At 63.7% G+C, this 19,671-nt stretch carries 21 protein-coding genes; 12 read left to right on the top strand and 9 right to left on the bottom strand.

Translation table 11 applies throughout. The features are described from left to right. Positions 1-5: 5 nt before the first annotated feature. The 4 genes from AC0V7N_RS05130 to AC0V7N_RS05115 are packed head-to-tail and all read left to right on the top strand — an operon-like array spanning position 6 to position 3,731. The gene (locus AC0V7N_RS05130) at positions 6-731 is read left to right on the top strand and encodes a DUF1956 domain-containing protein (RefSeq protein ID WP_475455301.1); all 726 of its coding nucleotides are present in this window, start codon (positions 6-8) and stop codon (positions 729-731) included. Continuing rightward, positions 728-1,681 (top strand): HlyD family secretion protein, encoded by a 954-nt coding sequence (locus AC0V7N_RS05125; RefSeq protein WP_475455299.1) that lies wholly within the window; start codon positions 728-730, stop codon positions 1,679-1,681. Before AC0V7N_RS05130 ends, AC0V7N_RS05125 begins: the two co-directional genes overlap by 4 nt. Then, positions 1,678-2,598 carry an ABC transporter ATP-binding protein gene (locus tag AC0V7N_RS05120; protein ID WP_475455297.1) on the top strand — a complete coding sequence of 307 codons (921 nt, stop codon included), beginning with the start codon at positions 1,678-1,680 and terminating at the stop codon, positions 2,596-2,598. Before AC0V7N_RS05125 ends, AC0V7N_RS05120 begins: the two co-directional genes overlap by 4 nt. After that, positions 2,595-3,731 (top strand): ABC transporter permease, encoded by a 1,137-nt coding sequence (locus AC0V7N_RS05115; protein ID WP_475455295.1) that lies wholly within the window; start codon positions 2,595-2,597, stop codon positions 3,729-3,731. The genes AC0V7N_RS05120 and AC0V7N_RS05115 overlap by 4 nt, the downstream gene beginning before the upstream one ends. 47 nt (positions 3,732-3,778) lie before the next feature. Here AC0V7N_RS05115 and AC0V7N_RS05110 read toward each other — a convergent pair whose 3' ends face one another. The 3 genes from AC0V7N_RS05110 to AC0V7N_RS05100 form a co-directional block, all read right to left on the bottom strand. Continuing rightward, positions 3,779-4,099: a hypothetical protein gene (locus AC0V7N_RS05110; protein ID WP_475455293.1), complete on the bottom strand. Its 321-nt coding sequence runs from the start codon at positions 4,097-4,099 to the stop codon at positions 3,779-3,781. 229 nt (positions 4,100-4,328) lie between these two features. Then, positions 4,329-5,306, bottom strand: coding sequence for a threonine/serine dehydratase family protein (locus AC0V7N_RS05105; protein WP_475455291.1), 978 nt, complete (start codon positions 5,304-5,306; stop codon positions 4,329-4,331). Between the two features lie 296 nt (positions 5,307-5,602). Beyond that, a complete protein-coding gene (locus AC0V7N_RS05100; protein ID WP_475455289.1) occupies positions 5,603-5,926 on the bottom strand; it encodes a hypothetical protein in 324 nt (107 codons plus the stop codon). A 173-nt stretch (positions 5,927-6,099) separates the two neighbouring features. Here AC0V7N_RS05100 and mbfA point away from each other — a divergent pair, with 173 nt between their 5' ends. After that, positions 6,100-7,083, top strand: coding sequence for an iron exporter MbfA (gene mbfA / locus AC0V7N_RS05095; protein ID WP_475455287.1), 984 nt, complete (start codon positions 6,100-6,102; stop codon positions 7,081-7,083). A 151-nt stretch (positions 7,084-7,234) separates the two neighbouring features. Here the strand turns inward: mbfA and AC0V7N_RS05090 are convergent, their stop codons facing one another. The 3 genes from AC0V7N_RS05090 to AC0V7N_RS05080 all read right to left on the bottom strand — a co-directional run bounded on the left by AC0V7N_RS05090 (position 7,235) and on the right by AC0V7N_RS05080 (position 8,217). Continuing rightward, a complete protein-coding gene (locus AC0V7N_RS05090; RefSeq protein WP_475455285.1) occupies positions 7,235-7,579 on the bottom strand; it encodes an antibiotic biosynthesis monooxygenase family protein in 345 nt (114 codons plus the stop codon). Beyond that, entirely contained in the window at positions 7,576-7,908 is a 333-nt protein-coding gene (locus AC0V7N_RS05085; RefSeq protein ID WP_095776169.1) for an NIPSNAP family protein, read from the bottom strand. Before AC0V7N_RS05085 ends, AC0V7N_RS05090 begins: the two co-directional genes overlap by 4 nt. A gap of 93 nt (positions 7,909-8,001) precedes the next feature. After that, positions 8,002-8,217 carry a DUF1127 domain-containing protein gene (locus tag AC0V7N_RS05080; protein ID WP_475455282.1) on the bottom strand — a complete coding sequence of 72 codons (216 nt, stop codon included), beginning with the start codon at positions 8,215-8,217 and terminating at the stop codon, positions 8,002-8,004. Positions 8,218-8,285: 68 nt separating this feature from the next. Between AC0V7N_RS05080 and AC0V7N_RS05075 the strand changes: the two genes are divergently transcribed. Next, positions 8,286-8,960 carry a helix-turn-helix domain-containing protein gene (locus tag AC0V7N_RS05075; RefSeq protein ID WP_496627739.1) on the top strand — a complete coding sequence of 225 codons (675 nt, stop codon included), beginning with the start codon at positions 8,286-8,288 and terminating at the stop codon, positions 8,958-8,960. Between the two features lie 250 nt (positions 8,961-9,210). Continuing rightward, positions 9,211-10,161: an IS481 family transposase gene (locus AC0V7N_RS05070; protein WP_475455278.1), complete on the top strand. Its 951-nt coding sequence runs from the start codon at positions 9,211-9,213 to the stop codon at positions 10,159-10,161. 35 nt (positions 10,162-10,196) lie between these two features. Here AC0V7N_RS05070 and AC0V7N_RS05065 read toward each other — a convergent pair whose 3' ends face one another. The 3 genes from AC0V7N_RS05065 to ku form a co-directional block, all read right to left on the bottom strand. Further along, positions 10,197-11,162 (bottom strand): IS481 family transposase, encoded by a 966-nt coding sequence (locus AC0V7N_RS05065; RefSeq protein WP_475455276.1) that lies wholly within the window; start codon positions 11,160-11,162, stop codon positions 10,197-10,199. Between the two features lie 243 nt (positions 11,163-11,405). Beyond that, entirely contained in the window at positions 11,406-13,913 is a 2,508-nt protein-coding gene (gene ligD / locus AC0V7N_RS05060; RefSeq protein ID WP_496627738.1) for a DNA ligase D, read from the bottom strand. 12 nt (positions 13,914-13,925) lie between these two features. Then, positions 13,926-14,795 carry a non-homologous end joining protein Ku gene (gene ku / locus AC0V7N_RS05055; protein WP_475455274.1) on the bottom strand — a complete coding sequence of 290 codons (870 nt, stop codon included), beginning with the start codon at positions 14,793-14,795 and terminating at the stop codon, positions 13,926-13,928. A 377-nt stretch (positions 14,796-15,172) separates the two neighbouring features. Between ku and AC0V7N_RS05050 the strand changes: the two genes are divergently transcribed. The 5 genes from AC0V7N_RS05050 (at position 15,173) to AC0V7N_RS05030 (ending at position 19,669) form a co-directional block, all read left to right on the top strand. Further along, positions 15,173-15,313: a hypothetical protein gene (locus AC0V7N_RS05050; RefSeq protein ID WP_013892047.1), complete on the top strand. Its 141-nt coding sequence runs from the start codon at positions 15,173-15,175 to the stop codon at positions 15,311-15,313. Positions 15,314-15,492: 179 nt separating this feature from the next. Then, positions 15,493-15,963 carry a thiol-disulfide oxidoreductase DCC family protein gene (locus tag AC0V7N_RS05045; RefSeq protein ID WP_475455271.1) on the top strand — a complete coding sequence of 157 codons (471 nt, stop codon included), beginning with the start codon at positions 15,493-15,495 and terminating at the stop codon, positions 15,961-15,963. 24 nt (positions 15,964-15,987) lie between these two features. After that, a complete protein-coding gene (locus AC0V7N_RS05040; protein WP_475455269.1) occupies positions 15,988-17,700 on the top strand; it encodes a saccharopine dehydrogenase family protein in 1,713 nt (570 codons plus the stop codon). Between the two features lie 348 nt (positions 17,701-18,048). Continuing rightward, positions 18,049-18,417, top strand: a complete 369-nt coding sequence (locus AC0V7N_RS05035) for a YciI family protein (RefSeq protein ID WP_475455267.1) — start codon at positions 18,049-18,051, stop codon at positions 18,415-18,417. Positions 18,418-18,424: 7 nt separating this feature from the next. After that, a complete protein-coding gene (locus AC0V7N_RS05030; protein WP_475455265.1) occupies positions 18,425-19,669 on the top strand; it encodes an RNA polymerase sigma factor in 1,245 nt (414 codons plus the stop codon). Positions 19,670-19,671: the final 2 nt, after the last annotated feature.

Genomic DNA, 19,671 nt, shown 5'->3' with positions numbered 1-19,671 from the left:
CGGTGATGATCAAATCGCCTGACCCCAAAAGTCCCCGTCGCGACACCTCTCCGGCGGATCTGACCCGCGACGCACTCGTGCGGGCGGCGCTGAAGCTGTTCGGGCGGCAGGGGTTCGACGGCACCTCGACCCGCGAGATCGCGGCGGAGGCGCAGGCCAATATCGGCTCGATCGCCTATCATTTCGGCGGCAAGGAAGGCCTTCGCGCCGCCGCCGCCGATTTTATCGTCGAGACCATCCAGACAATTGCTGGCCAAGCGCTGGGCGCCGGCCAAGTGCCGGCCAATGGTCAAGCCGCGGCGGCAAGCGATCCGGAGGCGGCGCGTTTGCTGCTCTTCGCGGCGCTGGAACGGATGGTCGGCTTCATCGTGGTGCAGCCGCAGGCCGGCGAGATCGTGCAATTCGTTCTGCGCGAGCTGTCGCATCCGACGGCGGCGCTCGACCGCATCTACAACGGCGTGTTCGAGCCGACACATCGCCGGCTGTGCCAGATCTGGGAGCAGGCGACCGGCGAACCGGCCGAAAGCGAGCGGAGCCGGCTCACAGTGTTCACGCTGATCGGCCAGGTAATCTATTTTCGCATCGGCCGCGAAGCGGTGATGCGCCGCATGGGTTGGCACGACATCGGCGCCGCCGAGGCGGCCAAGGTGGTGTCCGCCGTATCAGACAATCTCAGCGCCATACTGGCCGCCCGAATGGGATCAAAACCCCCAAGGGGATCAAAACAATGAGTTTCCTCTGTTCCTTGCCGCTTGCCGCTCAGCTCTTCGGTGCCTGTGCCCCCGCCGCGCCGCTCGCCGTCGGCTATGTCGAAGGCGATTATGTGCTGCTGGCGCCCATCGAGGTGGCACAGGTCGACACGGTTACCGTCAAGCGCGGCGATCGCGTCACCCCGGGCACGCCGGTGGTGACGCTGGAAAGCGCCGACGCCAGGATCGCGGTGGCGCAAGCCGAAGCCGGCCTTGCGCAGGCGCAGGCGCAGCTCGCCGATCTGCAGGTCGGCAAGCGGCCGGAAGAGATCGCCGTGCTGAAGGCCGAGGTCGACATGGCGAGAGCCCAGGCGGCCGACGCCAAGCGCAAATACGACCGCGCCGCCGATCTGTTCAAGCGCGGCGCCGGCACGCAGGCCGACTACGACACCGCCTCGGCGACGCTGGAGACCGCAGACGCCCAGGTCGGCCAGGCCGAGGCCAATCTCGCCGTCGGCGGCCTGCCGGGGCGCCCCGAGACGATCAAGGCCGCCGACAACCAGGTCAAGCAGGCGCAGTCGACGCTGGAGCAAGCGCAATGGCGATTGTCGAAACGGGTGTTGGCAGCACCCTCGCCCGGCCGCGTCAACGACGTCATCCGCAATCCCGGCGACACCGCCGGCCCGACCGCGCCGGTCATCTCGATGCTGCCTGACGGCGCGGTGAAGCTCAGCGTCTATATACCGGAGGCCGCCTTCTCCTCCATCAAGATCGGCAGCCTGCTCAGCGTTCATTGCGACGGCTGCGGTCCAGACGTGAAGGCGCGCGTCAGCTATGTCTCGCCCGATCCCGAATTCACCCCGCCGGTGATCTACTCGCTCGAGAACCGGCAGAAGCTGGTCTATCTGGTCGAGGCACGGCCGGAGGGCGATGCCGGCCTGCTGCAGCCTGGCCAGATCGTCGACGTCGATCTTGCGGAAACGGCAAAATGAACGCCATCGACGTTCACGGCCTGGTCAAGCGCTTCGGCGACAAGACCGTCGTCGACCATGTGACGATGTCGGTCGCCGAAGGTGAGATCGTCGGCTTCCTCGGCCCCAACGGTTCGGGCAAGACGACAACCATCCGCATCATGTGCGGCCTGCTGACGCCGGATGAGGGCGAAGGCACGGTGCTGGGCTTCAACATCCGCACCGACTCGCTCAGCATCAAGCGCGAAGTCGGCTACATGACGCAGAAATTCTCGTTCTACGAGGATCTGACCATCGGCGAGAACCTCGAATTCGTGGCGCGGCTCTACCAGTTGAAGCCGGTCGGCGAATACGTTGCGAGGACGCTGGAAGAGCTCGGCCTGACCTCGCGGCGCAACCAGCTGGCCGGCACGCTGTCCGGCGGCTGGAAGCAGCGGCTGGCGCTGGCCGCCTGCATCATGCACAAGCCGAAGCTGCTTTTGCTCGACGAGCCGACGGCTGGTGTCGATCCAAAGGCGCGGCGCGAGTTCTGGGACGAGATCCATCGCCTCGCCAGCGGCGGGCTGACCGTGCTGGTCTCCACCCACTACATGGACGAAGCCGAGCGCTGCCACCGCATCAGCTACATCTCCTATGGCAAGATGCTGGCCACCGGCACCGTCGCCGAGGTGGTGAAGAATGCCGGCCTGACCACCTTCGTGGTGCAGGGTCCGCAGCTCGCCAAGGTGGCCGAAGAACTGCAGGGCCGCGCAGGCGTCGACCAGGTGGCGCCGTTTGGCGCCACGCTGCATGTCGTCGGTTCCGACAGGAAGAAGCTCGAAGCAGCCCTTGCCGGTGTCGAGAAGGAGCACGAGGGCGTGACGGTGGCGCCCGGCGAAACCAGCCTGGAGGACGTTTTCATCCAGTTCATGTCGGGGTCGAAGGACAATATGGCATGAACAGCGTCTTCTCCTTCGCCCGGCTCGGCGCGCTGCTGATCAAGGAGTTCATCCAGATGCGGCGCGACCGCATCACCTTCGCCATGATGCTCGGCGTGCCGCTGCTGCAGCTGGTTCTGTTCGGCTTTGCCATCAACAACGATCCGAAGGGCTTGCCGACGGCGCTGGTGGCGATGAGCAACGACCAGTACACGCGCGCCATGGTCTCCGCGCTGCAGGTGACGGGTTACTATCGTTTCAACCATGTGACGGCGAGCGCCGAAGAGGCTGAATTCCTGATGGCGCGCGGCGACGTCTCCTTCGTCGTCACCATCCCGGCCGACTTCGCCAACCGTGTCGAGCGCGGCGACAATCCGCAGATCCTGATCGAGGCCGACGCGACCGATCCCTCGGCGGCGAGCGGCGCCATTTCCACGCTGAGCACGGTGGCAAGCCAGGCGCTGCTGCGCGCCCAGGGCATGCAGGCGGCGGCCGCCGAGAACGCCAGGCAGCAGCTGCAGGTGGTGGTGCACCAGCGCTACAATCCCGAAGGCATTTCGCAATACAACATCGTGCCTGGCCTGCTCGGCGTCATCCTGCAGATGACGATGGTGATGATGACGGCGATGGCGCTGACCCGCGAAACCGAGCGCGGCACGATGGAGAACCTGCTCGCCATGCCGTCCAGCCCGGCCGAGATCATGCTGGGCAAGGTGCTGCCCTTCCTTGTCGTCGGCGCGGTGCAGGTTGCCGTGGTGCTGGTGGCGGCGAAGCTTTTGTTTGATATCCCGTTCGTCGGCAGCCTGACGCTGCTGCTGTCGTCGGTGCTCGTCTTTGTGCTGTCGCTGGTGCTGCTCGGCTACACCATCTCGACCATGGCCCGCTCGCAGATGCAGGCGATGCAGCTCACCTTCTTTTTCTTCCTGCCGTCGCTGCTCTTGTCCGGCTTCATGTTCCCCTATCGCGGCATGCCGGGCTGGGCCCAGGCGCTGGGCGAAATCTTCCCGCTGACGCATTTCCTGCGCATCACCCGCGCGGTGATGCTGAAGGGTGCCGACTTCCATGCCATCGCCGCCGAGATCGGCTGGCTGGTCGTGTTCGTGCTGGTGTTCGCGGGCACCGCGCTTTTGCGCTTCAGGCGCACGCTGGACTGATCGGCGCTCGCACGGAGGCAGCCCGCCGGGCTGTGTCGGGTCACTGTTCACTGCTGATTGATGTACAACGCGTGAAAGAAGCTATCTCGGTACCTGTCGAATTTGACGCCGGCCCATGCAGCGATGGCGATCTCCTCATCCGTAACCGGTCGTCGATATTCCTTTGTTTTCTTGACACCCCCACCCTCAAGGACTTCGTCGCATTCGGTTATTTTGGGCGTGCCGTCGGAAAAATACACATACATGTAGGCAAAAAGCGCTATCTGCGGTTTTCCAATGGATTTTGCGTATGCCTCAATGGCATGAACTGCCGTTTCGACGGCATCAAAGTATTTCAGCCGCTGCGCCCGTTCGAGTTTGACGAACAAAAGAAATAGTCTCTTGTCGATAAGGGTGAGGCGGCCGTCACTCGTGTTTCTCACGCCATGCCCGAACAGTTTTTGCCTCGTAGTCTGGTAAATCGAAGAGCCCATAATGTACCCAATTTTCCACTCAAACTAAGGTACGGGCGCTCACAAACTTTGCAATAGATCAAGCGTGAGCCGTAGCGGTCGATTGCCCTATTCCGCTCAAAAAGTTTGCTGGCGCCCCGGCTGTTCAGGCGGCCGCCATGATCTCCGCGTATGTGCTGAAATCGACATTGCCGCCGGACAGCACGACGGCAACGCATTTGCCGGACAGCTCGATCTCGCCCGATGACAGCGCGGCAAACGCGACGCAGCCGCCGGGTTCGACCACCAGCTTCAGATAGGCCATGGCGTCGCGCATCGCCTGCGCCGTCGCTTTGTCGGAGACGGCGATGGCGCCGGCGAGGTTCTTGCGGTTGATCTCGAAGGTGATGGCGCCCGGTTCGGCGGTCAGGATCGCGTCGCAGATCGAGCTGTACCCCGGGTCGTTCGAAACCCGGGCGCCGGCGGCGAGCGAGCGGCGCGTGTCGTCGAAATGCTCGGGCTCGACCGCCCAGACCGCGGTGCCGGGCGAGGCATCCTTGACCGCGACCGAAATGCCGCTCGACAGGCCGCCGCCACCGCAGGGAATGACGACGGCATCGAGGCTGACGCCGAGCGCCCTGGCCTGCCTCGTCAGTTCAAGGCCGATCGTGCCTTGCCCGGCAATGATGGCCGGATCGTCGAAGGGCGGCACCAGCACCATGCCCTTTTCGATGTAGGGGCGAACCACGCTCATGCGGTCATCGCGAAAACGGTCGAAGGGCACCACCTCCGCGCCCATCTTGCGGACATTGCCGATCTTCATCGCCGGCGCGTCGGCAGGCATGGCGATGACCGCCTTGACGCCGAACATGGCCGCCGAAGCGGCGACCCCTTGCGCATGATTGCCCGAGGAGAAGGCAACGACGCCCCGGCTGCGTTCCGCCTCGCTCAGCGACGACAGCTTGTTATAGGCGCCGCGGAACTTGAACGAGCCGGTACGCTGCAGCGTCTCCGGCTTGAACAGGATACGCCCGCCGAAGCGCTTGTTGAGTTCCTGCGATTCGATCAATGGAGTTTCGACGATCAGGCCGGCAAGCCGGGCTGCGGCGGCATGGATGTCGGCGATGCCGGGAGGGGTAGTCATGGCGGGTCCTGTAGCGATGTGATCCGGCCATGGTGCACGCAAAGGGCCGTGCGATGCCAACGAAAAGATGTGATGGTTACAAAGTTTGGCGGGGCGGTCGCCAACGCCACGGCTGCACGCCCCCCTCTGTCCTGCCGGACATCTCCCCCTCAAGGGGGGAGATTGGCAGGTTCGAAGTGCCGCTCGTTTCTGCAAGCTTTGAGATTGGCGAAGGCCTCTGAGCGCCTAATCTCCCCCCTTGAGGGGGAGATGGCCGGCAGGTAGAGGGGGGCGATGCCCCGCCGACATCTCTTGTTTCACCCAAGCAACGTCCGCTCCCTCTTCGACCCACCCAGCTTCCGCCAATTGTTGAACCGATGCGTGGCGGCGGCAAACGAGATCTTCATCTGCTGGGCGACCGAATAGCGTGACTTGCCTTCGTCGAACATGCGGTAGCAGCACTCGACGCCTTCCTCGGTCAGCTTGCCGTCCGGGGCCTTGTTGTGCGGGTTGGCGGGGTCGAATTTCTCGACCTGCTGCTCGACCAGGCCCTTCAGCCGCTGCAGATCGGCCTCGATGCTGGCGATGAGATCGAGAATGGGTTTGGGGTCATAGCCATGCGGGGGCTGTTTTGCCGTCATCTACGGATTCCTTTCTCTCGGGGTTGGCCCATATATAGGTGAACATTCGCTGATAATGAAGGGCACCCCTCGCGCGCTGGCTTCAACATTTCTTGACCCGCGACCTCAGCGCGGTTGACCCGGGCGATGCGAAATCCTAGTTTAGAACTATTCTAAACTAGGGTGATTTCCTCATGCTTTCCCGTGTTTTCGGCTTCGGCCGCCGCCCCTTCGAGACGCTCTCCGAACAGGAAATCCTGGCGCTGGCCATTTCATCCGAGGAAGATGACGGCCGCATCTACCGGGCCTATGCCGACGGGCTGGCGGAAAGTTTTCCGCAATCGGCAAAGGTGTTCGAGGAGATGGCCGAGGAAGAAGATGGCCATCGCGACGCTCTGATCGAACTCTTCCGCACGCGTTTCGGCGAGCGTATCCCGCTGATCCGGCGCGAGCATGTGAAGGGTTATTATGAACGCAAGCCCGACTGGCTGGTCAGGCCACTCGGCATCGATGCCGTGCGCCGCCAGGCCGAAGCGATGGAGCAGCAGGCCTATCTTTTCTATGTCGAGGCGGCCAAGCGCACAACCGACGCCTCGACCCGTAAACTGCTCGGCGGTCTGGCCGCCGCCGAACAGGGTCACGAAAGCTCGGCACATGCGTTGGAGCAGAAACATGTGCCCGGCGCGGTCAAGGCCGAGGAAGCCAGCGCCGAACAGCGTCAGTTCATCCTCACCTATGTGCAGCCGGGCCTGGCCGGACTGATGGACGGCTCGGTGTCGACGCTGGCGCCGATCTTTGCCGCTGCCTTTGCCACGCACGATACCTGGCAGACGCTGCTGGTCGGCCTTGCCGCCTCGATCGGCGCCGGCATTTCGATGGGCTTCACCGAGGTTGCCTCCGACGACGGCAAATTGTCGGGCCGCGGCTCACCGATCAAGCGCGGCCTGACCGTCGGCATCATGACGACGCTCGGCGGTCTCGGCCACGCGCTGCCCTATCTCATCCCGAGATTCTGGACGGCAACCGCGGTGGCCGCCGTGGTGGTGTTCTTCGAACTGTGGGCCATCGCCTTCGTCCAGAACCGCTACATGCAGACCCCGTTCCTGCGCGCCGCCTTCCAGGTGGTGCTGGGCGGCGCCCTGGTGTTCGCCGCGGGCGTGCTGATCGGGAATGCGTGAGGGCCAAGCGCCCCCTCACCCAGCCTCCGCTTCGCTCGGCTGACCTCTCCCCCGAGGGGAGAGGAGACTACGAGCGCCAGCGCCAGCCTCTTCTCCCCTCGGGGAGAAGGTGGCCGCGCAGCGGCCGGATGAGGGGGCTGGCGCGACGCTGTCACCCATTCACCGCTCGGCTGTCCGCCGGCGCCTCATCCCTCTCGGTCAGCCCATAATCCCTCACCACATGGGCAATCCGCAAACGATAGCCGGCAAAGATGCCACCCCGGCCAGCCTGCTGCGCCTGCCGGTGTTCTTCCGTATTCCGCCAGGCCTTGACCGCCTCCTCGTCGCGCCAGAATGACAGCGACAGGATGCGGTTCGGGTCGGCCAGGCTCTGAAAACGTTCGATCGAGATGAAGCCGTCAATGCCGTCGAGCAAGGGGCGCAGTTTGGCGGCGATGGCGAGATAGGCATCGCGTTTGCCCTGTGCCGGTTCGACCTCGAAGATGACGGCGATCACGGCAGCACCAGTTTCGCGTGTGGTCCGGAGACGTGTTTCAGGAACATGCGGTCCTCCTTGAGGATGAATCGTTCACGCTTGGCGAACTCATAGTTTGCCTTGCCGGCGGGATCGGCGGCAAGCCGCGCCCGATAGGCTTCATAGGCGGCCAGGCTTTCGATGTTGTAGGCGGCATAGGCCGTCGTCGCCGAGCCCTCATGCGGCGCGTAATAGCCGATCAGATCGGCGCCGCAGCGCGGAATGGCCTGGCCCCAGTTGCGGGCATATTCCTCGAAGGCAGCCTTGCCAAACGGGTCGATCTCATAACGGATGAAGCAGGTGATGGTCATGGTAGTCTCCTTGAGGGTTGTATTTTCGCGTCCATAGTTCGAGCGGCGGCGAAACGTTGTTCCGCCCGATCTGCTAGGCAATTCCCTTCCGGGTCATGCCTGCCAGAACGACTTTGCGCATTCGCGGCGCACATCTTCCGGCGTCAGGCCAAGGTCACGCAGCAGGTGGTCGTCGATCTCCGAGAGGTCGCGGCGCTGCAGATGGCGGTCATACCAGTGGGCCAGCAGCCGTGAGCGGACCCAGATGATGAACGGGAACGATCGACGGCCGGGGAACGGTGCGGGGGTGAAGGTGGGTCTTGCGGTCATCGTCGTCTCCTTGATCTGACCGGAGAATAGTGGTTATCTGACAAGAATGCTTCGATGAGGAACGAACTATGCGTGAAGGACCTGACATCGCCCGCATCGCCAGCCTGGTCGGCGATCCGGCCCGCGCCAACATGCTGAACGCGCTGATGGGCGGCACGGCGCTGACGGCGAGTGAACTGGCGCTGGAAGCTGGCGTGTCGCTTCCGACAGCGTCCTCGCATCTGTCGAAACTGATGGAGGGCGGGCTGCTGACCCTGGCCAGCCAGGGAAGGCACCGCTATTACAGCCTCGCCAGCCCGCAGGTGGCCGGCATGATCGAGGCCATCACCGGTGTTGCGGAAGCTGTTGGCCCCAAGCGCGTGCGGCCGGGTCCGCGCGACGGCGCCATGCGCGTGGCGCGTGTCTGCTACGACCACCTCGCCGGCGAGCAGGCGGTGGCGATGCTCGATCGCCTTGTCGATAAAAACGTACTGGTCCGCGACGACCAGGAGATCAGGCTCGGGCCGTCAGCGGCATCGCATTTCGCCGCCATCGGCATCGATGTCTACACCAAGCCGCGGCGGCCGGTGTGCCGCGCCTGCCTCGACTGGAGCGTGCGCCGCTCGCACCTCGCCGGCACGCTGGGCGCCGCCATCCTCGACAAGATTCTGTTGGAGAAGTGGGCGCGCCGCGAGAAGGACAGCCGCGCGGTGATTTTCTCACCACCGGGCAAGCAGGCGTTCGAGAGGGTATTTCTGAGTTGAGGGGCCGGCGCTCACCCACACCTTCGTCATCCTAGGGCGGAGCAGCCGCAAAGCGGCGTCGCGGAGACCCTAGGATCCATGCCGCGACCACAGAGCGCCGCAACGGTGCATATCATTGCTGCCACCACGGCGGGGAAGATCGCTTGATTCTGTGCCGCCGCGTTTTTCCTTGGCGTCCCGGCATGGATCCTAGGTGTTTGATCCCGAGCTTTAATGGTGCGATGTTTTCTTCCGAATGGAAGGATGCGCTATGGGACAGATTCTACACGGTCGCGCCACGACGACAGAGGCAATCCGTCGAGCAATACAAAATAGTCAAGAGAGCCTGAAGAAGCTCGCCAAGCGCTACGGCATCGATCCGAAGACGGTTGCGAAGTGGCGGCACCGAACCTCGACCGCCGATCTTCCGACCGGCCCGAGCAAACCAAGGTCGACGGTGCTGTCCCTCGAAGAGGAAGCAGCCATCGTCGCCTTTCGCAAGCATACGCAGCTGCCGCTGGATGATTGCCTCTACGCCCTGCAGCCGACGATCCCGCACCTGACGCGCTCGTCATTGCATCGTTGCCTTCAACGCCACGGCATTTCGAGACTGCCGGAGGTGGACGCCGACAAGCCGGCCAAGAAGAAGTTCGAGGCTTATCCGATCGGCTATTTCCACATTGATATCGCCGAGGTGCAGACCGCCGAGGGCAAGCTACGTCTCTTCGTTGCCATAGATCGAACGTCCAAGTTCGCTTATGCGCAATTGCACGAGACAGCGGGTAAGATGCTGATGGTCCAGTTCCTTCAGGATCTGATTGCGGCCGTGCCCTATGCCATCCACACCATTCTAACCGACAACGGCATCCAGTTCACCAATCGGACCTGCGATCAGCACGCCCCTCAGCACGTCTTCGACGACATTTGCCACAAGCATGGCATCAAGCACCGGCTCACAAAGATCAACCATCCTTGGACCAATGGCCAGGTCGAGCGGATGAACCGAACCATCAAGGAGGCGACCGTCAAGCGCTTCCACTATGACGACCACGATCAACTGCGTCGGCACCTCGCCGACTTCATCACAGCCTACAACTTCGCGCGCAGGCTCAAGACCCTCAAAGGCCTCACGCCCTATGAGTTCATCTGCAAAATCTGGGAAAAAGAGCCAAAACGGTTCCGGCTCAATCCAACCCATCAAATGCCGGGACTAAACACCTAGGGTCTCCGCGACGGAGCTTCGCTCCTTGCTTCGCCCTAGGTGTTCAGTCCCGAGGTCAAGTGGACCGGATCGATGCGGAAGCGATCTGGCTGTTTGGCCCATGCCGTGCAGATAGCTTCGTAAGGTGTAAGGCCATGAAGGGTCTTGAGCCGCCTGGCGAAGTTGTATCCATCGAGGAAGGCGGCAAGGTGATTTTCAAGTTGCCGGTGGGTCTCATAGTGATATCGCCGGACGGTTGCCTCCTTCAGCGTCCGGTTCATCCGTTCGACCTGGCCGTTGGTCCATGGGTGGTTGGGCTTGGTGAGACGGTGATCGATGCCATGCCTCCAGCAGGTCCGGTCGAAGGGGTGGCCGCGCCAGCGCGCGGTCGGGCCATCCCGGTTCTTGGGCAGGTCGGCGAACTGGATGCCGTTGTCGGTGAGCACGGTGTGGATTTTGTAGGGGACGGCTTCGACCAATTCGTCGAGGAAAGCTCTGGCGGTGACTGTGGTCGCCTTCTGCATCAGCCGAGCGAAAGCGAACTTCGAGGTCCGATCCACTGCCACGAATAGGTAGAGCTTGCCCTCCTCGGTTCGGACCTCGGCGATGTCGATGTGGAAATAGCCGATTGGGTAGCGCTTGAAGGGCTGTTTGGCTGGCTTGTCGCCAGCGACCTCGGGCAGGCGGCTGATACCGTGGCGCTGAAAGCAACGATGCAAGGACGACCGCGTCAGGTGCGGGACCGTCGCCTGCAGAGCATAGAGACAGTCATCCAGAGGCAGTAGCGTATGCTTGCGGAAGGCGACGATTGCCGCTTCCTCCTCGGCAGTCAGAACGGTGGAGCGTACGGTCTTCGGGCCCATTGGCGCATCATGGACGAAGGTCCGCTTGCGCCACTTGGCGACAGTTTTCCGATTTAGACCGTGCTGCGTGGCGAGTTCTTTGAGCGGAGCTTTCGATCGCTGTATCGCTGTTCGGATGGCGTGCGTGGTCGTGGCGCTGCCGTGGAGTATCTGTCCCATAGCTGATCCCTGAATGAAGGGGCAGCTTGACTGATTCCCCCACACTCTGGGACCAGACACCTAGGATCCATGCCGCGACCACAGAGCGCCGCAACGGTGCATATCATTGCTGCCCCCACGACGGGGAAGATCGCTAGATTCTGTGCCGCCGTGTTTTTCCTTGGCGTCCCGGCATGGATCCTAGGGTCTGCGCCGCGTCGCTTCGCTCCTTGCTTCGCCCTAGGATGACGAAGTCGAGTAGGCTCACCCCCGCTTCAACACCTTCCCCTGCTCGAAAAACCCCTTCCAAGGATCGGCTTCCGCCAACTTCGCCAGCGTCGTCTTGTCGCCGATCGGGAACGCGTTCGGCGCCAGCCCGACCTCGATCTCGGCCCAGGTCACCGGCATCGATACGGTGGCGCCCTTCTTGGCCCGCGACGAATAGGGCGCGACTGTCGTCGAGCCCCTGCCATTGCGGAGATAGTCGACGAAGATCTTTCCGGTGCGCGCCTTTTTCGACAGCGTCGCCGTGTAGCGGTCCGGGGCACCTTGCTCCAGGGCCTTGGCGAAATCATGTGCGAAGGTTTTTACCGCCTCCCAGTCCGCGGATGGCTTCAGCGGCACCAGCACATGATAACCCTTGCCGCCCGACGTCTTGACGAAATTCAGCAGCGACAATTCGTCGAGCTTGTCCCTGATATCGAGCGCCGCCTCGCGCACCGCTTTGACGTCGACACCTTCATCGGGGTCGAGATCGAAGATGATCTGGTCGGGCTGCTCCAGCTTGTCGATCGTGCAGCCCCAGATGTGGACCTCGACCACGCCATACTGGACGAGCGCCGCAATGCCATCGAAATCCTTGATGAACAGGATCTCCTCGCCATCGGTTGGGTCTTTCATCCGGGCGATCTTGTCGCTCATGCCGGCCGAGGCATGTTTCTGGAAGAAGCGCGGGCCGCCGACGCCATCCGGCGCCCGCACCAGGCTAAGCGGCCGGTTGACGACGAACTGCTCCATGCGCGGCCACACCTCAGCGTAATGGTCGAGCAGCCTCTGCTTGGTGATCTTTTCCTCGGGCCACAGCAGCTTGTCGGGGTGGGAGAGTTTGACCGTGGTCGTCATCGCCCCGGCGGATTTACCGGCGCTGCTTGATGCCGGTTCGGCCTTGGCCGCGCTCCTTGCTGTCGATACCTTGGGCTTTTCCTGCACCACATCCTCCGCCGGCTTGTCCTCGCGCAGCCCCTGGAACGAGGCATGGCGTATTATACGGTCCGAGGTCCAGCTGCGAAACTCCACTTCGCCGACAAGCTCCGGCTTGACCCAGACCAGCCCCTTGCCCTTGGGCACGGCCTTGTCGAAAGGCGAGTCCGTCGCCTTCAGCGCATCGAGTTTTTTCTTGAGCTCCGTCGCACCCTTGGCGGAGAAGCCGGTTCCGACGCGTCCGGCATAGTGCAGTTTGCCGGCCTCGTAATAGCCGACCAGCAGCGAGCGCAGCCCGCGCCCGGTCTTGTCCGAGGGCAGATAGCCGCCGATGACGAATTCCTGCCGCGCCGTGCATTTCGACTTGACCCAGGTCGGACCGCGCCCGCTGCGATAGGGCGCATCGGCGCGTTTGGAGACGACGCCTTCCAAACCCATACGGCAGGCATGCTCAAGCATGATCTTGCCGGGTTCGGAAAAGTGGTCGGAGAAACGCACCGCCGGATTGTCCGACTGCTTGCCGAGCAGCTCCTGCAAGGCCTGCTTGCGCTCGACCAGTGGTTCTGCGCGCAAATCCTTGCCGTCGAGCCGCATCAGGTCGAACACGTAGTAGATGAAGCGATCTGTCCGCTTCGCCGATAGATCCTGCTGCAGCAGCGCAAAGGACGAAACACCGCTGTCGGCCAGCACGACGATTTCGCCGTCGATGATGGCGTCGCTGCATTTCAGCGCTGCCAGTTCCGCGACGATTTCGCCGCCGAATTTCTCCGTCCAGTCGAGGCCGGTGCGGGTCAGCTGCCGCACATCGGTGCCGGCGATCTGCGCCTGCATGCGATAGCCGTCGAACTTCACCTCGTGCAGCCAGTCCTTGCCCGGCGGCGCGTCGCGTTCCAGCGTGGCGAGTTGCGGTTCGACGAAGTCGAGTTTCCGGGCTGCGGCCTTCGCCTTGCCGGCGGCCGGCTTGTTGGAATGCCAGACCTTCGCCTTCTCGCCTTTGGCCGCCTTGCCCTCGCCGACCTCTTCGATCGTCAGCCCGGACTTCACCGATTTCGGCGCTTCCTTCAGGATGTCCTCGCCCGGACGCGCCGCGGCATCGTCCGACTTGATCAGCAGCCAGTTGTCGCGCTTCTCGCCCGCGCGCGGCTTCAGCCGCACCAGATGCCACAGCCCATGCAGTTTGTGGCCCTTGAGCTCGAAGCTGATATGGCCCTTCTTCATCGCCTTGGCCGGGTCGATCTCGGGCTCCCATGTGCCCTCGTCCCAGACAATGACCGAGCCGCCGCCATATTCGCCCTTGGGGATCGTGCCCTCGAAGGAGGCATAATCGATCGGATGATCTTCGACATGCACCGCGAGCCGCTTTTCGTGCGGATCGAGGCTCGGGCCGCGCGTCACCGCCCAGCTCCACAGCACGCCGTCATGCTCGAGGCGAAAATCGTAGTGCAGTCTCGTCGCGGCATGTTTCTGGATGACGAAGATGCCGCCGGCTTTCGCGCCGCGAACAACCTTGCCGGCCGGCTCCGATGTCTTCTTGAAATCGCGCTTGGCTTGATACGGCTCAAGGCTTGCCATGGTTTGGTGTCCTCAGGCCGATTTGCGCTTGGGCGCGGCGGCTTTCGCCTTGGCGCGTTTGGCTGCCGGTTTGGCTTTCGCCGACGAAGACGGTTTCGATGACCCGGAGTCCGACAGGCTCTTCTTCAGCGCGTCGAACAAATTGACGACATTTGAGGGTTTGGGCGCCGCCTTGGCCTTCAGCGCCTTGTGGCCGGCCTTCTTGGCGCGGATCAGTTCGAGCAGCGCGTCCTCATATTTGTCGTCGAATTTCGAAGGATCGAAAGTGGCCTTCTTCTTGTCGATGATCAGTTCGGCCAGCTCGGTCATTTCCTGGTCGGTCTTCACCGCCTTGATCTCGCCGAACACGCTGTCCGGCTGACGCACCGTGTTGTCGTAGCGCAATGTCGTCAGCACCATGCCCTTGCCGAGCGGCTCGATCACCACGGGCCGTTCTCGGCTGTAGAGCACGATACGCGCCAGCCCAGCCATCTTCTTGCCCGCCATGGCGTCGCGGATGACGGCAAACGCCTCCTCCGAGACCTTGTCGGCCGGCGCGACATAATAGGGCGTGTCGAGATAGATCTGCTGGATCGAGGCTTTGTCGACGAAACCGTCAAGGCTCATCGTGTGCGAGGACTCGATCTGCACCGCCTCGATCTCGTCCTCCTCGACATGGACAAAATCGCCGGCGTCGAGTTCATAGCCCTTGATCTCGTCGCCATCGCCGAGCGGCTTGCCGGTCTCGGCATCGACATAGATGCGCTTCACCGTGTTGCCGGTCTTGCGGTTCAGCACCCGGAACGAGACCTTCTCGGTATGGGTGACGACATTGGTCAGCTCGACCGCGCAGGTGACCAGCGACAGCTTCAAATAACCCTTCCAGGCTGGACGCGGCGCCATGGCAATTCCCCTTCAGCAATCAGATGAAGATGAGAACGGCCAGGGCCCGCTCCAGTTCCGCCGGCGCGTGACATCAGGCATGCCAGGGCCGCCTGAGCCATTATGGCGGCCAGAACGGAAATTTCACTGGCGCGGAAGAAATTGAAACAGAACCGCGCGCAGGCGACATTCAAACGAAACATATGTGATGCAAAAGTCACACTGGGCGGAATGGCGACAGAGAGCACTGAAAGACCCCGAATCAGCCGCATTCCGGCCACGAAGCAACGGGTTTTCGACCAGATATTAACATCGTGTTCACCGACTATTCACGCCTCGGCGCTATGATGTCCGTCAATCGGAAGGGACATCCGAAAATCGGGACAGGGACAGGGTAAATGAACTTCCTTACGCACCTCATCGGCTATGCCGCCGCCATCCGCGAATTCGTCGCGCCGACCTACCGGCCCGAGCGCTACTACATGCGCGGCCCCGGTCCGGCTTGCGCCCGTCGCGGCACGTCGCTGGGCGCGCATTGATCATGACGTTCGAGAGCCGCCACAACAGCCGTATCTGCAGGCCGGGTGCCAATACCCGCGCCACCACCTATCGTTCCGAGCGCCCGGCTCTGAGCGACAGGCGTCGTGCGACATCGCCACGTCTTTGATCCCGCCTCCGGCTGGCCTAGTGTCCCAGGATACGAGCAGCCGAGGCCCGCGTGACCGACCTTCCCCAGTCGCCCAAGTCAAATCTGGCCAATCCCAGTCCTCCCGCTGAACCATCTTTCGATGCCAGCCATCCGCTGATCGTCTTCGACGGCGTCTGCGTGCTGTGCTCCGGCTTCGTGCGCATGGTGGTCAGGCTCGACCGCAAAAACCGCTTCCGCTTCGCCACCGCGCAATCGCCCTTCGGCGAAGCGCTGTTCCGGCAACACGGGCTGCGGACCGACAGTTACGAAACCAATCTCGTCCTTGTCGACGGCATCGCCTTCACGAAGCTCGACAGCTTTGTTGCCGTCATGTCGGAACTCGGCTGGCCGTGGCGGGCGGCCAGGGCGCTGTTGCTGCTGCCGCGCCCGCTGCGTGACTGGCTGTACAATCGCATCGCCAAAAATCGCTATGCCCTGTTCGGCAGAAAGGACAGTTGCGACATTCCTTCCGCCGAACTGAGGGAGCGGTTCCTTGGCTAAATGTTGCTCCAGGGGGAGCAGCGCATGAAGCTTCTCATCGTCGGCGGCTACGGCACCTTCGGCGGACGCATCATCCAGTTGCTGGAGAACGAACCGCGCCTGACGGTGATCGTTGCCGGCCGCTCTTTGGCCAAGGCCGAGGCCTGGTGCGCAAGCCGTGGTTCGGTCGCCGCGCAATTGAAACCGGCCGCGTTCGACCGCGATGGCGATCTCACCGCGCAGCTGGCGTCGCTATCGCCAGACACGCTGGTCGACGCCAGCGGCCCGTTCCAGGCCTATGGCGAGGGCCGTTATCGGCTGATCGAGGCCTGCATCGCCAAGCGCGTCAACTATCTCGATCTCGCCGATGGATCGGATTTCGTCGCCGGCGTGCCGGCCTTCGATGCGGCCGCGAAGCGAGCCGGGCTGTTCGTGCTGTCCGGCGTCTCCAGCTTTCCCGTGCTGACGGCGGCGGTGGTGCGCCGGCTGTCTTCCGACATGGCGCGGATCGACACGATCAAAGGTGGCATCGCGCCGTCGCCCTATGCCGGCGTCGGCGAAAACGTCATCCGGGCGATCGCTGGCTATGCCGGCCAGTCGGTCGCGCTGATGCGCGACGGCGGCAAGGCGCAAGGTCATCCGCTCACCGAGCAGATTCGCAATACCATCGCGCCGCCCGGCCGCGTGCCGCTGAAGAACACGCTGTTCTCGCTCGTCGACGTGCCGGACCTGCGCGCGCTGGCGGAACTGTGGCCACAGGCGAAAACCGTCTGGATGGGTGCCGGGCCGGTGCCCGAAATCCTGCATCGCGCCTTGATCGGCCTTGCCTGGCTGGTACGCATCGGGCCGATGCGCTCGCTGTCGCCGCTCGCCCCGCTGATGTATTGGGCAACCAACCGGCTGCGCTGGGGTGAGCATCGCGGCGGCATGTTCGTCGCGGTCGAAGGTGCCGACCAGACCGGCAGGCCGCTCAAACGCTCATGGCATCTGCTGGCCGAAGGCGATGACGGGCCATTGATCCCGTCGATGGCGGTCGAGGCGCTGGTGCGCAAGGCGCTCGACGGCCGTGTGCCCGCGGCCGGTGCCCGTGCCGCCGTGAACGATCTCGAGCTTGCCGACTACGAGGCCCTGTTCGCGGGCAGGGCGATCTATCCCGGCTTTCGCGACGACACCGCCGGCGGCCCGGACAAACCGCTCTATCAGGCTCTGCTCGGCGATGCCTGGCAGGGCTTGCCCGAAAAAATCCGTGCCATGCATGACCGCGCGAAAATGGCGGAAGGCCGCGCCAGCGTCGAGCGTGGATCAAACATCCTTGGCCGGCTAACGGCATGGCTGGTCGGCTTTCCCGAGCCAAGCACCGACATTCCGGTGCAGGTCCGCTTCGACGTCGACGAGGGCGAAGAAACCTGGACGCGGACATTCGGTACGCACAGCTTCTCCAGCCGCCAATTTGCGGGGCGAGGCCGCTCTGAGCGCCTGTTGTGTGAGCGCTTCGGCCCGCTGACCTTCGCCATGGCGCTGGTGACCGGGGAGGAAAAGCTGTCGCTTGTCCTGCGCGGCTGGAGCGTTCTTGGCCTGCCCTTGCCGATGTTGCTCTGCCCGCGCTCGACCTCCTTCGAGACGATCGAGGATGACCGCTTCCGCTTCCATGTCGAGATTTCGCACCCGCTCACCGGGCTGATCGTGCGCTATCGCGGCTGGCTCGAGCCGGTGGATACTCATGTCGCGAAAATGTCGCCTGATGCAGTCGCGAGCTAGCCGCAAGCGTCGGTGATTGGCGGAAACATCAATAGCTTCGTCATCCTGGGGCGGAGCAAGGAGCGAAGCGACGCGGCGCAGACCCCGGGATCCATGCCGCGACATCAACAACATCACAGCCGGTGCAGAATTCTGGTCTGCCGCGCACGTCACCTCCCGTCACGGCATGGATACCAGGGTCTCCGCGACGCCGCTTCGCGGCTGCTCCGCCCTGGTATGACGAAAGGCTTGCGTCGTGCCCGATCAGGGCCGAAGATTTTTTCCGCAGTCTGTCGAAATCGGTTGCCGCCGCGCGACATCCGTCTGGCCCCGCAAGGACGCGGCCTTCGAAACCACGGGAGAAGACCCATGCGATACATACTTTTGATCAACAGCGACGAAGCCGCACTGGCGGCCATGCCGATCGAGAAGACCCAGCAGATGAGCGCGGCCTATACCGCCTATACCGAAGCGTTGAAGAAATCCGGTGCATGGCTCGCCGGCGAAAGGCTGCGCCCGACCCAGGCGACCACCTCGGTGCGGATCGCCGACGGCAAGACTAACGTCATCGACGGCCCCTATGCCGACACCAAGGAACAGCTTGCCGGCTTCTACATGATCGAGGCGGCCGATATCGACACCGCCATCGAATGGGCGGCACGCTGCCCGGCGGCCAGCACCGGCACGGTCGAGTTGCGGCCGATCTGGGAAATGGCCGACTACATGCCCAAGAAATGACAGCGTAATGGACAGTCGCCCGGAGATCGCCCGGGCGGCCGCGGAGGCCGCCGCCCGGCAGAGCTACGGCAAGCTGGTCGCCTGGCTCGCGGCGCGCACGCGCGACGTGGCCGCCGCCGAGGACGCGCTGGCCGACGCCTTTGCCGCGGCGCTCGAACGCTGGCCGAAGTCAGGTGTGCCTGAAAAACCGGAAGCCTGGCTGCTGGCGGTGGCGCGGCGCCGCCGCGTCGATGCGGTGCGGCGGCGGCTCACCCGGGAGGCGGCCCGCGATCATCTCCAGCTGATCGCCGAAGAGATGGAGGCGCCTATGACCGACGAAGATCTGCCCGACGAGCGGCTGCGGCTGATGTTCGCCTGCGCGCATCCCGCGATCGAGCCGGGTGTGCGGGCGCCGCTGATCCTGCAGACCATCCTTGGCTTCGATGCCGCGACGATCGCCTCCGCCTTCCTCGTCTCGCCGGCAACGATGGGCCAGCGCCTGGTGCGCGCCAAGACGCGCATCCGCGAAACCGGCATTCCGTTCCGCGTGCCGGAGCGGGCCGAACTCGGCGAGCGGCTGGATGCCGTGCTGGAGGCGATCTATGCGGCTTTCGCCGAAGGCTGGTCCGATCCGGCCGGCACCGAGACGCGGCGCCGCAACCTCGCCACCGAAGGCATCTGGCTTGGCCGCCTGGTGGCCACGCTGATGCCGGACGAGCCGGAAGCGCTTGGCTTGCTGGCGCTGATGCTGTTTGCCGAGGCGCGCCGCGCCGCCCGGCGCAGCGCCGAAGGCGACTTCGTGCCGCTGGCCGAACAGGATTGCGATCTATGGGACCGCGCTCTCATCGATGAGGCGGAGGCGCTGCTTTCCCATGCCGCGGCGGGCGGCGTCGTCGGCCGCTATCAGCTCGAGGCGGCCGTCCAGTCCGCCCATGCGGCGCGGCGGCTGACCGGCCGCACCGACTGGCCGGCGATCCGCGCGCTCTACGACGCGCTGTTTTCGATCGTCGGATCGCCGGTGGTGGCGATCAACCGCGCCGTCGCACTCGCCGAGACGGAGGGCGCCATGGCCGGGCTGGCAGCGCTTTACGTGCTGGGCGACGACAAGCGGCTCAATGAATATCAGCCCTATTGGGCGGCGCGGGCTGGTCTCCTGGCCAGGCTGGGTCAGGTGCCGCAGGCAAGCGAGGCCTATGACAGGGCGATCGGCCTCGAGCGCGATCCGGCGGTGCGCCGGTTCCTGCAGGGTAAAAGGGCTGCGCTGCGAAACTGACC

The sequence above is a fragment of the Mesorhizobium kamtschaticum genome (assembly GCF_056174585.1).
Note: the sequence above shows the minus strand (reverse complement) of the source record. Positions and strands in the feature narration are given on the sequence as shown.

Excerpts from the sequence above, each read along its gene's own strand:
- AC0V7N_RS05130 (WP_475455301.1), top strand. The coding sequence starts at position 6 with ATGATCAAATCGCCTGACCCCAAAAGTCCCCGTCGCGACACCTCTCCG.
- AC0V7N_RS05125 (WP_475455299.1), top strand. The coding sequence starts at position 728 with ATGAGTTTCCTCTGTTCCTTGCCGCTTGCCGCTCAGCTCTTCGGTGCC.
- AC0V7N_RS05120 (WP_475455297.1), top strand. The coding sequence starts at position 1,678 with ATGAACGCCATCGACGTTCACGGCCTGGTCAAGCGCTTCGGCGACAAG.
- AC0V7N_RS05115 (WP_475455295.1), top strand. The coding sequence starts at position 2,595 with ATGAACAGCGTCTTCTCCTTCGCCCGGCTCGGCGCGCTGCTGATCAAG.
- AC0V7N_RS05105 (WP_475455291.1), bottom strand. The coding sequence starts at position 5,306 with ATGACTACCCCTCCCGGCATCGCCGACATCCATGCCGCCGCAGCCCGG.
- AC0V7N_RS05100 (WP_475455289.1), bottom strand. The coding sequence starts at position 5,926 with ATGACGGCAAAACAGCCCCCGCATGGCTATGACCCCAAACCCATTCTC.
- mbfA (WP_475455287.1), top strand. The coding sequence starts at position 6,100 with ATGCTTTCCCGTGTTTTCGGCTTCGGCCGCCGCCCCTTCGAGACGCTC.
- AC0V7N_RS05085 (WP_095776169.1), bottom strand. The coding sequence starts at position 7,908 with ATGACCATCACCTGCTTCATCCGTTATGAGATCGACCCGTTTGGCAAG.
- AC0V7N_RS05080 (WP_475455282.1), bottom strand. The coding sequence starts at position 8,217 with ATGACCGCAAGACCCACCTTCACCCCCGCACCGTTCCCCGGCCGTCGA.
- AC0V7N_RS05075 (WP_496627739.1), top strand. The coding sequence starts at position 8,286 with ATGCGTGAAGGACCTGACATCGCCCGCATCGCCAGCCTGGTCGGCGAT.
- AC0V7N_RS05070 (WP_475455278.1), top strand. The coding sequence starts at position 9,211 with ATGGGACAGATTCTACACGGTCGCGCCACGACGACAGAGGCAATCCGT.
- AC0V7N_RS05065 (WP_475455276.1), bottom strand. The coding sequence starts at position 11,162 with ATGGGACAGATACTCCACGGCAGCGCCACGACCACGCACGCCATCCGA.
- ligD (WP_496627738.1), bottom strand. The coding sequence starts at position 13,913 with ATGGCAAGCCTTGAGCCGTATCAAGCCAAGCGCGATTTCAAGAAGACA.
- ku (WP_475455274.1), bottom strand. The coding sequence starts at position 14,795 with ATGGCGCCGCGTCCAGCCTGGAAGGGTTATTTGAAGCTGTCGCTGGTC.
- AC0V7N_RS05050 (WP_013892047.1), top strand. The coding sequence starts at position 15,173 with ATGAACTTCCTTACGCACCTCATCGGCTATGCCGCCGCCATCCGCGAA.
- AC0V7N_RS05040 (WP_475455269.1), top strand. The coding sequence starts at position 15,988 with ATGAAGCTTCTCATCGTCGGCGGCTACGGCACCTTCGGCGGACGCATC.
- AC0V7N_RS05035 (WP_475455267.1), top strand. The coding sequence starts at position 18,049 with ATGCGATACATACTTTTGATCAACAGCGACGAAGCCGCACTGGCGGCC.
- AC0V7N_RS05030 (WP_475455265.1), top strand. The coding sequence starts at position 18,425 with ATGGACAGTCGCCCGGAGATCGCCCGGGCGGCCGCGGAGGCCGCCGCC.